This is a genomic window from Streptomyces sp. NPDC002623 (assembly GCF_053592635.1).
The window spans coordinates 444812-459231 of the sequence record NZ_JBSFWB010000003.1 but is presented as its reverse complement, the minus strand read 5'-3'; the positions used below and the strand labels follow the sequence as shown (position 1 = coordinate 459231).

The window sequence follows — 14420 nt, the reverse complement described above, 5'->3', positions numbered from 1 at the left end:
CGACCCAGCCGACCGAATCGGCCGAACTGGCCCAGCCGGCCAAACCGGTCCGGGTCTGCCCGAGTTGTCGTCCATTTCCGCCCCCTCCGTCTCGGCGCGCCGCCTCGCGTGCGGTGATCGTACAGAGGTACGTGAAAACGGGGTGAACGGTTCCAAGAACACAGGCAGTGCCTGAAGTCGGGAACCACCGGTGTCGCCCCCGGCCGCGCCGGGGGCGACACCGGCGAGGTCTACGACTCCGCCGCGCCGGTGTGCTCCGCTGAGCCGGTCCGCTCGTCCGGGACGTTCAACAAGCGTCCTCGGTCAGGAGAGTCGGCAGGAACCTGCCATCGGATCGGCCATCGGATCGGCCGCTGGATCGGCTGCTGGAACGACCGTCCGAACCGTCGGCGGATCTGCCACCGGGTCCGCAACCGGATCCCCGGCCCGGGCCGTTGCTCGCCCCGGCCCCCGCCCCGGCCCCCGGTCCGGTGCCCTGTGACGGGACCCGACGCTGGGTCAGCAGCCCCAGTTCCGCGGCCTTCAGGCCTGCTTCGAAGCGGGTGTTGACGCCCAGGGTCTTCAGGATCGCGGCCACATGCCGCCGGTAGGTGCGGACGGAGACGTTCATCTGCCGGGCCGCCGTGTCGTCCTTCATACCGCTGCCGAGCATGCGCAGGACCTGCGTCTGCGCTTCGTCCAGCCGTACCGGGCGGGCGCCGCGCCGGGGCTGCATCAGCTCCGCGGCGTGCTCCCACAGGGTCTGCTGGAACTGGTACAGCGCGTCGGTGGCCTCGCGGCGGACGACGACGATCTGCGGCCGGCCGTCCTGGCCGGCCGCGGTCTCCACCAGGGCGACCTCTCTGGCCAGCAGCGCCAGGTTGGGCAGCGAGCCCGACGAGACGCGGATCTGCGTCCCCTCGGCGGTGAGTCGGGTCAGGCGGGAGTGGGTCTCCGGCCCCGGCATGTCGGTCTGGGGCAGCAGCAGCCGTAGCCCGTGACTGCGCCCGAGGGTCTGCCCGCACGCGAATCGGGCGAGGTCCGAATCGGGCCGGTTGATCGCCTCGGCGGCGAAACGGCCCGTCAGGTGCACACTCCGGCGCGGAATCGGAAGTTCCGAGAGTGTCTGGCGCAATACCTCGCACGCCAGTGCCGGTGCGCAGATGCTGATCAATTGTGTCGTGGTCTGGCCGGTCAACGCGCGTTGACCGGCATGAACTTGTTCATGCCAGCGAACCGCCTGCATGACATTCCCCCCGTCGTGGTCGCCCATTGGTCTGGACTGGGCGGCCGTTTGGTTGTCATGTGATCGATTGCGATGTTTGTCGCCGTCAGATCGGGCGTGAGCGTAGCGTGTTCGACCGGCGAATATCAGGTGGTGAGGCTCACACCGTGACAGGTGTGACTCATGGTGGTCGTGCGCTGTGGGGTGTCGCCCGGATTCTGGTTCAATTACTCAGAAGATGCAGTCCCGTTCAAGTCCATCTTAACCGTACCGGAGTCGTGGGACGACGTAGAAATACAGCCCAAGATATGGCCTCTCTTGAGGGAACAGGATAGGTGCGAGGGGCACTTGTTTATGGGTGGATTATTTGCCGTTGCGGGACGGGAAAGCATTCGGTGCACCGAGCGCCCGCTTTTCGCTCCCGGGCCGGGGAGCGAAAGCGGGCGCGGCGGGTCTCCTCTCCTGGGGTCTGCCCTAACGGGCCGCGGCGGGCTCCGCCTTCTGGTGCAGGACGGCACCGACGTGCGCCCCGTTCGACACGTTGACCACGACGTCCCCGACCGTCTCCGGGATGGCGCGGACGCTCGCCCCCGCGAACCCGTTGGCGCCGGTGAACACGCCCCAGACCGGCCGGAACGGTCGCAGCTCGCCGTCGCCGTCGGGGAGCTGCTCCAGTTCGGCGCGAACTCGGCGCTGGAGGACGAACGGCTTGCCGAGCGCGGCGGTGAGCTGCTCGCGCCAGCGCTGCGGGGTGACGTCGTCGGCCCAGCCGAGCACCACGCCCCGGCCGCCCGACAGGGAGGTCGGCTTGAGCACCAGCTCCCGCTGGTGGGCGGCCGCGTACTCCAGCAGGTCGACGCGCTCGCCGCTCTCCAGGGTGACCGTGCCGGGGCGGACCATCCGGGTCCACGGCAGGATGCGGTCCATGCTCGCCAGCTCGGCGGCGCCGAACAGATCGCGGTTGCGCTCGTCCGAGAGCATCGCCAGGGCGCCCTTGCTGGCGTACGCCGAGGTGTCCATGGCCGTGAAGATCGCGACCTCGCCGCGGTTCGCCGCCGCGAAGACCGCCTCGGCGAGCGCGCGTACCTCGGGGGACTCCATGTCCCGGATGAGGAACGTCCGCACGACGATGTCCACGGGCTTCCCGCCGAGCCAGACCCGGTCGTCGCGGAGCTCCAACTGCCCGAGGTGACAGGGTTCGGCCAACAGGCCGAATTCACGCCAACGTTCGCAGAGGGCCGTCATGTACCGGACCTCGTCCTCGAAACAGCCCGGCTGCTCGGTCAGTGCGACCACCGGACGGTCGTCCGCGCTGAAACCGCTTTCCGCGAGGACGTTGTTCACCTGCTCGCGCAGTGAGTCCACGAAACCCAGTCCGTGCCGCTCGGCGAACTCGGCGAGCGCCGGGTGTGCGAGCAGCTCGCGGCAGACGTCGACGTTTTCCGCGCCGCCGATGGTGCTGCCCATATTCAGTTCCAAAAGCTTGAATCCGGAACTGTCGCAAATCATGTCCGCGCGGGACTGGCGCGTCATCGAGGCGCCCCTTCCCAGGAGAACTGCGGACACCTGCTCTTCGTTCAGGCCCACCGCACGGGCGAACGCGGCGAAATCGCCGTCGAAAAGGCGGTCGGGGAGACTGGACAACGCGGTCAGCAGGTTGTCCAGGTCGTCGGTGAGCCGCGCGAGTTCGGCGCCGCCGAGGAACATCGGACGCGCGAGCCACTTGCCCTTGCCGCCCGGCTTGTCGCTGTTGAGAATCTTGTTCTCCGGCAGCGCTCCCAGCAGTTCGCTCGACTTCAGATTGCTTTTCTCCAGCTTGCTCAGGTACTCGGCGGTGAGGGAGACGCGATCCACGGAAACCTCTCTTCTGGTGGTCGGTGGGCGATGTTTCTGTGTTTCTGTCGGAGGTGTTCCTGCCGGCGATGCTCCGGTCGGCGGTGCTCCGGTCGGCGGTCAGGCCGCGGTGACCGGCTTGCTCGGGGCGGGACGCGGGTAGCGGACGACGTCGTCGGGAAGCGAACGCTCCACGCGCATCATCAGCACCCCGCCCAGCAGCGCGGCCGCCGCCAGCAGCAGCCAGGGCAGCCGGCCGTCGACGGTGAGGAGGGAGGTCAGCAGGCTGGGCGTGAGGGCGTAGGCCAGGGTCCAGGACAGCTGGAAGGCGGCCATGTAGCGGCCGCGCATCTCCGGCGGGGCGGCCGCCTGGGACAGCGCGCCCGAGGCCGGACTGTGCACCAGCTCGCCGGCGGTCATGACGAGCACGCACGCGATGACCCCGGCCAGCGCCAGCGAGACGTGCTCCGGGCGGAACGTGCCGAGCGCGGCCTGCCCCAGGAAGGCGACCACGAACATCGCCGCCCCGCCCGCCGCGGCCCGGCTGCGGGTGCTGAACCGGGTCCGCACCAGCGCGCCGACCGGAACGCCGAGGGTGGCGCAGATGACCGTGTTGACGAGGAACGCGGTACCGGTCAGACCCTCGGGCATGTGCAGCCAGTCGGTGCTGTAGATGGGCAGCAGCACGGTCAGGGAGGTGTAGCCCAGCGCCACCAGGAAGTTGGCGAAGACCAGGGTCACGAAGGGCCGGTCCCGGCCGACGAGCCGGTAGGAGCCGGGGTTCTCCGCGCGGGCCTTGGCGCTCACCACGGGGCTCGGCGGGGTCCGCAGCGCCAGCAGCGCGGCCAGGAAGAAGCTGCCCGCGTTGACGAAGGCCGCGATGACGTAGCCGGTGTCGCCGCCCACCGCGATGAGGATCGACGCGATCAGGGTGCCCGCGCCGAGCCCGGCGTTGCCGAGGCTGCGTTGCAGTGCCTGCATCCGGTCCCGGTCCGTGCCCTCGACGAGTTCGGCGATCCTCGCCTGCAGCACCGCGGGGAAGGCCCGGGTGCCGATCGCGGTGAGCAGCGCCAGCACGGCGAAGGTCGGCAGATGCGCGGCGAGCGGGAAACAGGCGAAGCTGGCGCCGCGCAGCACGTACAGGAACAACTGCACTCTTCGGGCGCCGAACCGGTCCACGGCGACGCCGGCCACCGGCACCGCGCCGATGGCGATCAGCCCCGTGATGGTCAGCACCAGCCCGATGACCGGCAACGACAGCCCGGTGACGTGGTGGAAGAAGACCAGGCTGAAGGGGACGTACAGACCGGAGCCGGTCGCGTCGATGGCAATGCCGGTGATGAGGGCCCGTTCACCCGGGAAATGGGGGCGAAGGAAAGACATGGGTCTCCAGAGGGGGCGTGTCAGGGGGCGTCCGCCGCACCGGGCGCTCCGTGGGCACAGGCGTGGGTCGCGGGCGTGGGACATGGGCGTCGGGCGTGGGCGTGGGCATCGGGCGTGGGCGTGGACGTGGGCCCCAGGGGGCGGGTGCGGGCCGGTGGGGCTGGTGGGCGTGCGTGCCGTGCGGCGGAGGTTGGAGGTGGGTCATGGGCGTGGGCTGCCGTAGGACGGGGTGGTTCGGGGGTGGGCTGTGTCGCGTAGGGGGACGTCCGGGTCGGGGAGCAGGGTGACGTCGAGGGCGGCGCCGTCGGCGATCAGGCGGCGGCCCTGGACCATGTCGCGGGGGCGGTCGACGGTCAGGATCGCCTCCAGCCGGTCCCCGTCCAGCCAGAGGGCCGCCCAGCCGGCGCCGTCGGCGGAGGAGCGGAACACCATCCGTTCCGGCGCCGAGTGATGACCCGCGTACTGCACCGTCCGCCCGAACTGCTGCGACCAGAAGTACGGCGCCGGGTCGTAGACGGCGTCCCCGCCGAGCAGTGAAGCGGCCGCCACCTTGGGGGCGTTGAGCGCCGAGTCCCAGTGCTCGACCAGCAGTCGGCGCCCGTAGCGGTGCGACCACCAGGCCGCGCAGTCGCCCACCGCCACCACCTCGGGCCGGGCCGTCCGCATCGAGCCGTCGACCACCACCCCGCGTTCCACGGGGAGCCCGGACCCGGCCAGCCAGTCGACCTCCGGCCGGACGCCCACCCCGACGACGACCGTGTCGGCCGGCACGAACCGGCCGTCGGCCAGGGTCACTCCGCCGTGGTCCACCGACGCGACCCGCACCCCGCAGTGCAGCTCGACTCCCGCCTCGGCGTACCAGGCGGCCGTCAGCGCGCCGATCTCCGGGCCGACCACCTCGGCCAGCGGGGTGTCCGCGGACTCCAGCACCGTCACCCGGCAGCCCTTCGCGGCCGCCACGGTCGCCACCTCGGCGCCGATCCAGCCGGCCCCGACGACCACCACCCGCGCGCCTTCGCACAGCGCGGCCCGGACCACCCGCGCGTCGTCCAGGCTGCGGACGACGTGCTGGGGCCCCGCGCCGGGCAGCCGGACCGGCGTCGCACCCGTCGCGATCACCAGCGCGTCGAACTCCAGGGCGCCGGTCGCCGTCCGGACCACGCCCCCGGGCCGGCCGTCGTGCAGCCGCAGCCCCTCGGCCCGCATCCCGAGCCGCAGCCGGCAGCCGAGCCGTTCCCAGTCGGCGGGCAGCGTCGGGTCGTCGGCGTCGCCCGCCAGGACCTCTTTCGTCAACGGCGGCCGGTCGTACGGCTCGTGGGGCTCGGCCCCGAGCAGGGTCAGCTCGCCCTGGTACCCCTGGGCCCGCAGCGCCTCCACGGTGCTCAGGCCCGCGAGCCCGCCGCCGACCACGATCACATGCTTCATCGACCAGCCGCCCTTTTGTCGTCCTCGACCAGCCCGCTCGCCAGCCCGCTCGCCAGTCCGCTCGCAGGGCCGCTCGCCGGGCCGGGTGTCAGCTCGCTCGCCAGGCTTTCGGCCGCGGCTGTCGACCGTGCCAGCGCCGTCTTGAGCGGGATGCCGAGCTGCTGTGCCGCGTCGGCCACGTCCTCGTACTCCGGCTGGACGTTGACGACGTGCCCCCGCAGCCGGGCGATCTTGACCCGGACCGGGACGCCGTCCACGTCGGCCTTCCTCGTCTCGCGCGCCAACTCGCTTTTTCCCACCCGGTGTTCGCGGGTGCCGATGGTCGACGTCTCGCGGACCATCGACTCCCGTACGGCCGGCAGGGACGCCGGTGTGCACAGGACGGAGAGCGTGTGGGCGGGCCGTCCCTTCTTCATCAGGATGGGAGTGAGCCAGGCGTCGGACGCCCCCAGAGCCAGCAACCGGGCCAGGACCTGTGGCCACAGCCGCGGGTCCAGATCGTCGACGTTCGCCTCGACGACCACGGCCTCGATCATGGCTTCGGCTTCGGCTTCGGCTTCGGCCTCGGCCGCCGCCCCGGGCGGCAGCTCCGTTTCGGTCGGCGGCTTCTGCGGGACGGTGCCCAGGACCACCCGCACCACGTTGGCGACGTCGGGAAGGTCGCGCGTGCCGGCCCCCGTTCCGGTGCCGCGTATGTGCAGCGAGGGCATCTGGCCCCAGGCCGAGCAGAGCGAGAGGACGAGCGCCGCCCCGGTCGGTGTGCACATCTCCTGGGGGAAACGGCCGGACTCGGCCGGCGCCCCGTGGTCGGCCAGCAGCCGCAGCACGGCCGGCGCGGGCACGGACAGCTCGCCGTGCGCGGCCCGGGTGCGCCCGCTGCCCAGCACGAGCGGCGTCGCCGTCGCCGTGGCGATGCCCAGGTCGTGGAAGGCCGCGCACACGCCGACCACGTCGGCTATCGCGTCGAGCGCGCCCACCTCGTGGAAGTGGACCTCCTCGGCGGCCACCCCGTGCACCGCGGCCTCGGCCCGCGCGAGCGACGCGAAGACGGACTGCGCCCGGTCCCGTACGGGTTCGGGGAGCGAGGCCTTCGCCAGCAGCGCGCGGATCGACCGCCAGGTGCGGTGCGGCGGGTCCGCGACGGTGTCGACGTGCGCCTTCGTGGCCGCGAGACCGCATCGCCGGACGCTCTCCACCCGGAGCCGGACACTGCCGGGCGCGATGGCCTCGACCGCTTCGCGGACCGCCGTCAGCGACGCTCCGGCGTCGAGCAGCGCGCCCAGGAGCATGTCCCCGGCGGCGCCCGCCGAGCAGTCGAACCAGGCGTGCGTCGGCGCGCTCACGAAGCCGCCCCGACCGGCAGATCGGCTTCCGCGCATGCCGTTCGCGGCGTGCGGCGGCGGGTCATCCGCGCCGCCGCGACCGCCGCTCCGAAGCCGTTGTCGATGTTGCTCACCAGCACGCCGGGACCGCAGGAGTTGAGCATGGTGAGCAGGGGCGCGACGCCGCCGAAGGAAGCGCCGTACCCGACGCTGGTCGGCACCGCGAGCACGGGGCTGCCGACCAGCCCGGCCACCACGCTCGGCAGCGCGCCGTCCATGCCGGCGACGACGATCAGACAGTCCGCGGCGTCCAGTTCGTCCCGCACCGCGAGGAGCCGGTGCAGGCCGGCCACGCCGACGTCCCGCACGATGCCCGTCGCGCAGCCGAACTCGGCTGCCACGAAGGCCGCTTCCCGGGCCACCGGCTCGTCCGACGTGCCCGCCGAGACCACCAGCACCCGGCCCCGGCGCTCCGGTGGCTCCCCGCCCACGGCGGCGCACCGGGCCTCCCGGTCGACGCGCGCGGCCGGGAACGCGGCGGCGACCGCGTCCAGCGACGCGTCGGGCAGCCGGGTCGCCAGGACGGAACGGCCGCCCGGCTGCCGGGCCAGCTCCGTCAGCAGGGCGACCGTCTGCCCGGCCGTCTTCCCCGCGCCGTAGACCACTTCCGGGTCGCCCGTGCGCAGGGCGCGGTGCGTGTCCAGACGGGCGAACCCGAGATCCTTGACGCCGCTCCCGGCGGCGCCGCCCGCGAGCGGGCCCCGCACGAGGGTGCGCAGGGCCTCCTCGGCGGTCTCCGCGCCCGCGGACACACGCTGCAACAGGGCTCGGACTTCGTCACGATCCATGGCTGGGCCGCTCCCCGGTTTCGTCGTCATCGCTGCCGTTGTCATCGCTGTCGTCGTGGTCGTTGCCGTCGCGCTTGTCGTCCTCGTGCTTGTTGTCGTCGTCGGTCTCGTTCAGGGAGCCCGAGCGGAATCCGCGCGGGTCCACCTCGACGGAGGCGAACCCGGTCCGCCGTACCGCGTCCAGGGCCTCCCGGCAGGCCGTGACCTCGGGGACGGCCGACCGGTCGACCTGGATCAGCGCGTTGTCGCCGAGGTCGCGGACCCGCAGGTCGTAGCTGTCGACTCCGGCGCGGCGCAGACTCTCGCGCAGTGCCTGCTCGGCGGCGTCGACCCGGGCCAGGCGTTCCCGGGTGATGGTCAGGCCGTAGGCGACCCGGCTGGACAGACAGGGCGAGGCGGGTTTGTCCCAGGTCGGCAGGGACCACTCCCGACCGGCCGCCCGGACCTGATCCTTGGTCAGACCTGCGTCGGCCAGCGGGGTGACGGCGCCGTGGCCGGCCGCCGCCTGGATGCCGGGCCGGAACCGGTCGGCCAGGTCGTCGGCGTTGGTGCCGGTGGCGACATGGGCGAGACCGCGCGCGGCGGCCAGCTCCAGCAGCCGCCGGACCAGTTCGTCCTTGCAGAACCAGCAGCGGGCCCGGGAGTTCTCGCGATATCCGGCGCTCTCCAGCTCGTGGGTGGTCACGAAGACGTGCTCCGCGCCGAGCTGCCGTGTGATGTCCCGGACGGCGCTCCGCTCCCGCCGCGACAGGCTCGCGGAGTCGCCCGTGGCGGCGAGCACCCGCCCGGGACCGAGCGCGCGGACGGCTGCCGCCAGCAACAGCGAGGAGTCCACCCCACCGGAGAACGCCACCACGACCGACCCCAGCTCGCCCAGCCGCCGCCGCAACACGCCCAGCCGAGCGACGAGCACCTCGCCGGGGTCAGGCCCCTTGCCCGGGTCAGACCTCCCACCCGGGTCAGGCCTCCCGCCGGGGGCAGGCCCGTTGCCGGGGGCAGGCCTCTCGCCCGGGGCAGGCCTCTCGTGTGGCGGGGCCGGCGTGGCCGAGGCTGCCGTCGGGCTCGGGCTCGGTGCGGTGCGTCGGCGGTTGGGTGCGTCGGGTCGAGGGGCGGGCCTCTCGCCGGGAGCAGGCCCGTTGCCTGGGGCAGGCCCCCCGTGCGGCGGGGTCGGAGTGGCCGTGGCTGCCGCCGTGATCGGGCTCGGTGTGGTCGGGCGGCGGTTCGGTGTGTCGGGTCGAGGGGCGGGCCCCTTGCCCGGGTCAGGCCTCCCGCCCGGGTCAGGCCTCTCGCCCGGGTCAGACCTCCCACCCGGGTCAGGCCTCTCGCCGGGGGCAGGCCCGTTGCCTGGGGCAGGCCCCCCGTGTGGCGGGGTCGGAGTGGCCGTGGCTGCCGTCGTGATCGGGCTCGGTGTGGTCGGGCGGCGGTTCGGTGTGTCGGGTCGCGCGGTGGGCGGCTCGGCCGGTGCGAGCGGCTCCTGCGGGGTGAGGGGCTCGCCCGGGGCCAGGGTCTCGTGCGGGGCGAGGGGCTCGCCCGGGGCCAGGGGCTCGTGCGGGGTGAGGCTCTCCCGCGGCGGGGCCGGGGCCGGCCGCGGCAGGGCCGGAGCTGCGGACGGCGTTGATGTCGTGGGGGTCGGTGGCATGGGGGTCACTCGATTCCGAGGGCGGACATCATGGGGCGCAACTTCGCGCAGGTCTCCGCGTACTCGGCCTCGGGGTCGGAGTCGGCCACCAGGCCGCAGCCCGCGTACAGCGAGGCGGAGGTGCCGTCGAGCAGGGCGGAGCGGATGGCCACCGCGAACTGGCCCTGGCCGGCGGCGTCGGCCCAGCCGACCACGCCCGCGTACCAGCTGCGGTCGAGCCCCTCGTGGTCGGCGAGCCAGCGCAGCGCCTCCTCGCGGGGATGGCCGCCGAGGGCCGGCGTCGGATGGAGCCGCTCGACGAAGTCGAGGATGCCCGCCGTCGAGTCCCGGGCCAGCTCGCCGCGGACCTTCGTGGACAGATGCTGGACGTTGGCCAGCCGGACCACGCGGGGCGGGGTCTCGGCCGTGACGTCGGCGCAGGAGGCGCCCAGCGCGGCGCGGAGCATCCGGACGACGACGTCGTGCTCGTGCCGGATCTTGGCGCTGTCGACCAACTCGCGTTCCAGGGCCGCGTCCTGCTCCGCGGTCGTGCCGCGGGGCACGGTGCCGGCCAGGCCCAGCGCGTGCACCGTGCGGTCGGCGACCCGGACGAGGTACTCCGGGGTGGCGCCGAGGAAGGTGTACTCCTCGTGGTCGACCGCGAAGAGCGTCGTGCCGGGGTTGGCGCCGCGCAGCCGGTCCACCGCGGCCGGCACGTCGAAGGGCGCGGAGGCGGCGACCCGTACCTCACGGGCGAGCACGACCTTCTCGAACTCGCCCGCGTGCATCCGGTCGGTGGCCCGGCTCACGAGCCGCTTCCAGTCGGCGGAGGATGGCAGTTCCGTGGTGTCGCAGGTGCGTAGCGAGGTCTCGTGCGGGGCGCGGGCGTCGGTCTCCGGCGCCAGGCACAGGTTGGCGAGGTGCAGCAGGCCGCCCGCCACCTGCTCGGGGTCGCTGTCGTGCAACAGCACGGCGTTCAGGCGCAGTTCGGCCGCGACGGGCCGGTCCTCGGCGCCGGGGGCGGGGACCGCGCTGCGGATCTGCAGCGCGGGCACCCACATCAGCGCGTCGGGGAGCCGTCCCATCTCGTAGGGGCTCTCGGGCCGGAAGGAGAAGCCGCCGATCGCCAGCGGACCGGCGCCGGACGGGAGTCCGGGCACGGTGACGCCGCCGGTGACCAGATCGCGGACGAGGCTCTGCCAGCCCGCCCGGACCGAGGCGATACGGCGCTCGCCGCGCCCGCGCAGATCGCGGGCGGACCCGAGCGCGAGGACCGAGCCGTCGTCCCACGGCGACTGCCACAGGAACGAGCGCTGTGTGCTGCGCCGGGCCCGGCTCCAGACCGCGACGGGGTCGGCGAGCTCCAGCGGCCTGGCCCAGCTGGCCAGGACCGGACGGTGCAGCCGGCGGGCCTCGGCGAGCGCCCGTGCGCAGGTGGCGACCAGGCTGCCGAGGTCGGTGCGGCCGAGCCGCTCGACGGCGGCCGTGGGCGCGGAGGTCGACGGCATGCTCAGTACACCCCTTCCACCGCGGCCGGGCCGCCCTGGGCGACGAGCGGGCGCACATCGGCCAGTCCGTCCTGCGGGTACGCCGACGTCGGCTCGACGCGGATCACGGAGTCGCGCTCCAGCGTCCACGGCAGCAGCAGGTCCCGGGAGACCAGGCTGACCCTGGCCTGGCCGCGCTCGCCGTACCCGACCGGCGTCACGGTGTCCTCGGGGTCGACGACCTGCACCCGGCTGAAGGGGTGGTACGGCACGAACACGCAGGAGTGGGCCTCCCGTTCGCCGCCACCGCCACCGCCACCGCCACCGTCACCGCCACCGTCACCGCCGCCGCCGCTCTTCGGGCGTTGGGGGGCGATGCCCATCATCGTGTTCCCGTACAGCCCGACGAGGGCGGCCTGCGGGAACACCTCCTCCTCGAGGACGCGCAGGGTCTCGGGGCTGACGCTGGTGCCCGCCCAGACGATCCCGCGCACCTTGAGCCGGACGAGGTCCAGCAGCCGTTCGTCGGCGGCCAGGGCCTCCAGCACCGGCGGGGTCGCGAACAGCACCGACACGGGCTGGGTGGCCAGGACGTCCCGTGCCTGCGCCAGGATGTGCTTCACATAGCGGCCCGCCTCCTCCCCGCGCCCCTGCTTGACGCAGGCCTTGACCCAGCGCGGGTCGAAGTCGATGAAGTGGCAGAAGGTGCGGCGCAGTTGGGCCAGCAGTCCCACCGAGCGGCCCACGATGTGCGGGCCGGTAGGGCCGAGGTGCAGCCACTGCCCCTCGCCCTCGCCGGGCACCCCGTGCTCGGCGAGGACCTCGCTCACCCAGCGCACGCCGCCGCGCCGTGACGTCGACTCCACGATGCGCTTGGGCCGCCCGGTGGTGCCGCCGCTGTCGAACACCTGGAAGTCCCAGGCGTCCTGGCTCGCGCCGACCGGGACGAGGGCGTCCACGGGTATGTCCCGCCATTCCTCGCTGACGTCCGGGAAGCGGGCGAGGTCCGCCCAGGTGCGCACGTCGGTCAGCGGATCGAAGTCCAGCTCCGCGGCCCGCTTCAGCCAGTAAGGGGAGCCGGTGGCCGGGGAGAAATGCCAGCGCATTGCCGCGGGAACGAATTCCGCTTCGGAGACGAGGCCGGAGGTGAGGCCGGTGGTGAACGGGTGATCGACTGCGTGGTGCGCCATGTTCTCTCCAGAAAGAGGCGGTTCGGCCTTGGGCGGGTGCTCGGTTCAGACCTCGGCCAGGGAATGGGAATGCGAACGCGGTGTCGAAAGCGTCCGTTCCACGGCCTCCACGACGGGCTTCAACCGGCGCATGAGGGTGGTGAACTGCTCCTCGTCGAGCGCCTGTGCGCCGTCGCATTTCGCGTTTTCGGCGTCGGTGTGCACATCGATGATCAGACCGTCGGCGCCGCATGAAGCCGCGGCCAGGGACATCGGTCCGACGAGGTGCGGATGTCCGGTGCTGTGGCTCGGGTCGACTATGACCGGCAAATGCGTGAGCCTTTTCGCCACGGCCACCGCACCCAGGTCCAGGGTGAACCGAGTGCTCCGGTCGTAACTGCGAATTCCCCGCTCGCAGAGCACGATGTCGTTGTTTCCCATGTGCATGATGTATTCGGCCGCGAGCAGCCATTCCTCGACCGTGGCGGACATTCCCCGCTTGAGCAGCACCGGCCGCCCCGATTCCCCGGCCGCGCGCAGCAGATCGAAGTTCTGCATGTTCCGCGTGCCGATCTGGAGCATGTCGCTCTCCTCGGCGACCACCTCGACATCGCCCGGGGTGACGACCTCCGTGACCACCGGCAGTCCGGTGCGCCGACGCTGTTCGGCGAGCAGCGCGAGGCCGGCGACGCCCAGTCCCTGGAAGCTGTAGGGCGAGGTCCGGGGCTTGAACGCGCCGCCGCGCAGCACGACCGCGCCGGCCGCCACCACCGCGTCCGCCACGGCGTCCATCTGCTTCTCGCCCTCGACCGCGCAGGGGCCGGCGATCACCACGAACTCCGGCCCGCCGAACACGGCCTCGCCGGCCGGCCCGACCTTCACCCGGGTGTCCTCCGCGCGGAACACCCGGCTGGTGAGGCGCTGCGCACCGGGGACGATGACCACCCGGTCGACGCCGGGTGAATTCTCGACGGCCGCCGCGAGTTCCGGCGTGCCGCTTTCCTCGGTGATGAGGATCGTGGTATCCGCCGTCGTGGTGGTAACCGGGTTCGGGCCATGGTCCCGGATAATGTCGATGACGGATTCCAGCTGTTCGCGGGTGGCCCGCGGACGCATTGCCACGATCATGTAGCACCTTCCAAGTGGGCTGTCGTGCGGGAAATTCCACCGGTCCGGACTCGAATGCGAGCGGTTTCCGGTCCATGGCCCGCAGATGTGCTGGTGCGGACTCGTCCACTGAAGCGACCTTCGCCGGAAGGCTAGCCATGATCGGGGGAGGGAAGCACGTGGGTGGCAGGATAATGACAAGATCATCGACTTTCATTGCCGCGCACCGACCGCCGATGCTCTGATGACCGAGCCGCCTCAGCCCAGCGGTGAGCATCCCGCCGGTCGAGCAATGGAGTAGATCGTGAAGATGATTGATATCAGCCAGGGTTGGCACGAGGGCATGCCCTCCTATGACGCCCCCTGGTATCCGGACTTCGGAATCCGGAAGGCCATGTCTCCGGAAACCGACCCGGCCGGCGTGGGCCGGACCTTCTCGGATCTTCAGATATTCCCGCACAACGGTTCGCATGTGGAGTCGGGCTACCACTTCTACGCGGACCGCGAGAAGATCGACGAGGTCCCGCTGGAGACGTTCGTGGGCCGCGCCTGCGTGGCCGACCTCTCCGACAAGCGCGACCTCGACCCGGTGACGGGCGAGGACCTCGAGAAGGCGCTGCGCGACGTCTGGCGGCCCGGCGACCGGCTGCTGGTGCGCACCGACCACCCCAACCGCTATCTGGGCCGCGAGGACTACTGGGACAAGCCGCCCTACCTCACGCTCTCCGCCGCCGAGTGGATGGTGGACAACGGCGCCCGTCTCGTCGGCATGGACTGCATCACCGAACGCCCCGACGACCGCAGCGGCCAGGTCCATCTGCGGCTGCTGGGCGCCGGCATCCCGCTGCTGGAGAACATCCAGAACCTGGACCGGATCTCCAGTCCGGTCGTCCAGCTGATGGCCCTGCCGATCAAGATCGCCGGCGTCGAGGCCGCCCCCGTCCGCGCCGTCGTCTTCGAGGGCTGGCCGGTCTGATCTTCCGTCCGACGGCCCGGGACCCCTATCGGACGCACCGTCAGACAG

Annotated in this window: 11 protein-coding genes; 1 reads left to right on the top strand and 10 read right to left on the bottom strand. The window is 72.4% G+C overall.

Annotated elements, in window-relative coordinates; all coding sequences use genetic code 11:
• Positions 1-286 precede the first annotated feature (286 nt).
• From ACWD4O_RS07740 to aroF, 10 genes are all read right to left on the bottom strand, one after another.
• A complete protein-coding gene (locus tag ACWD4O_RS07740) occupies positions 287-1072 on the bottom strand; it encodes a response regulator transcription factor (protein WP_451278407.1) in 786 nt (261 codons plus the stop codon).
• Positions 1073-1678: 606 nt separating this feature from the next.
• Positions 1679-3058, bottom strand: coding sequence for a hypothetical protein (locus ACWD4O_RS07735; protein WP_451278405.1), 1380 nt, complete (start codon positions 3056-3058; stop codon positions 1679-1681).
• A gap of 99 nt (positions 3059-3157) precedes the next feature.
• Positions 3158-4420, bottom strand: coding sequence for an MFS transporter (locus ACWD4O_RS07730; RefSeq protein ID WP_358807277.1), 1263 nt, complete (start codon positions 4418-4420; stop codon positions 3158-3160).
• A 201-nt stretch (positions 4421-4621) separates the two neighbouring features.
• Positions 4622-5845, bottom strand: coding sequence for an NAD(P)/FAD-dependent oxidoreductase (locus ACWD4O_RS07725; RefSeq protein ID WP_451278403.1), 1224 nt, complete (start codon positions 5843-5845; stop codon positions 4622-4624).
• The gene (gene larC / locus ACWD4O_RS07720; RefSeq protein WP_451278401.1) at positions 5842-7188 is read right to left on the bottom strand and encodes a nickel pincer cofactor biosynthesis protein LarC; all 1347 of its coding nucleotides are present in this window, start codon (positions 7186-7188) and stop codon (positions 5842-5844) included. Before larC ends, ACWD4O_RS07725 begins: the two co-directional genes overlap by 4 nt.
• The gene (gene larB / locus ACWD4O_RS07715; protein ID WP_451278399.1) at positions 7185-8015 is read right to left on the bottom strand and encodes a nickel pincer cofactor biosynthesis protein LarB; all 831 of its coding nucleotides are present in this window, start codon (positions 8013-8015) and stop codon (positions 7185-7187) included. Before larB ends, larC begins: the two co-directional genes overlap by 4 nt.
• Positions 8005-8928: an ATP-dependent sacrificial sulfur transferase LarE gene (gene larE, locus ACWD4O_RS07710; RefSeq protein ID WP_451278397.1), complete on the bottom strand. Its 924-nt coding sequence runs from the start codon at positions 8926-8928 to the stop codon at positions 8005-8007. The genes larB and larE overlap by 11 nt, the downstream gene beginning before the upstream one ends.
• Positions 8929-9659: 731 nt before the next feature.
• Positions 9660-11141: an isochorismate synthase gene (locus tag ACWD4O_RS07705; RefSeq protein WP_451278395.1), complete on the bottom strand. Its 1482-nt coding sequence runs from the start codon at positions 11139-11141 to the stop codon at positions 9660-9662.
• A 2-nt stretch (positions 11142-11143) separates the two neighbouring features.
• Positions 11144-12310 carry a phenazine biosynthesis protein gene (locus ACWD4O_RS07700; protein WP_451278393.1) on the bottom strand — a complete coding sequence of 389 codons (1167 nt, stop codon included), beginning with the start codon at positions 12308-12310 and terminating at the stop codon, positions 11144-11146.
• 45 nt (positions 12311-12355) lie between these two features.
• Complete coding sequence (aroF, locus tag ACWD4O_RS07695) at positions 12356-13405, bottom strand: 3-deoxy-7-phosphoheptulonate synthase (RefSeq protein WP_451278536.1); 1050 nt, start codon at positions 13403-13405, stop codon at positions 12356-12358.
• Between the two features lie 301 nt (positions 13406-13706).
• Here aroF and ACWD4O_RS07690 point away from each other — a divergent pair, with 301 nt between their 5' ends.
• Positions 13707-14372, top strand: a complete 666-nt coding sequence (locus tag ACWD4O_RS07690) for a cyclase family protein (protein WP_451278534.1) — start codon at positions 13707-13709, stop codon at positions 14370-14372.
• The last annotated feature ends 48 nt before the right edge of the window (positions 14373-14420 follow it).

What these genes read in the sequence shown, in the direction of transcription:
- ACWD4O_RS07730 (WP_358807277.1), bottom strand. Translation starts at nt 4,420, where the DNA reads ATGTCTTTCCTTCGCCCCCATTTCCCGGGTGAACGGGCCCTCATCACC.
- ACWD4O_RS07705 (WP_451278395.1), bottom strand. Translation starts at nt 11,141, where the DNA reads ATGCCGTCGACCTCCGCGCCCACGGCCGCCGTCGAGCGGCTCGGCCGC.
- ACWD4O_RS07725 (WP_451278403.1), bottom strand. Translation starts at nt 5,845, where the DNA reads ATGAAGCATGTGATCGTGGTCGGCGGCGGGCTCGCGGGCCTGAGCACC.
- ACWD4O_RS07700 (WP_451278393.1), bottom strand. Translation starts at nt 12,310, where the DNA reads ATGGCGCACCACGCAGTCGATCACCCGTTCACCACCGGCCTCACCTCC.
- aroF (WP_451278536.1), bottom strand. Translation starts at nt 13,405, where the DNA reads ATGCGTCCGCGGGCCACCCGCGAACAGCTGGAATCCGTCATCGACATT.
- ACWD4O_RS07690 (WP_451278534.1), top strand. Translation starts at nt 13,707, where the DNA reads ATGATTGATATCAGCCAGGGTTGGCACGAGGGCATGCCCTCCTATGAC.
- larB (WP_451278399.1), bottom strand. Translation starts at nt 8,015, where the DNA reads ATGGATCGTGACGAAGTCCGAGCCCTGTTGCAGCGTGTGTCCGCGGGC.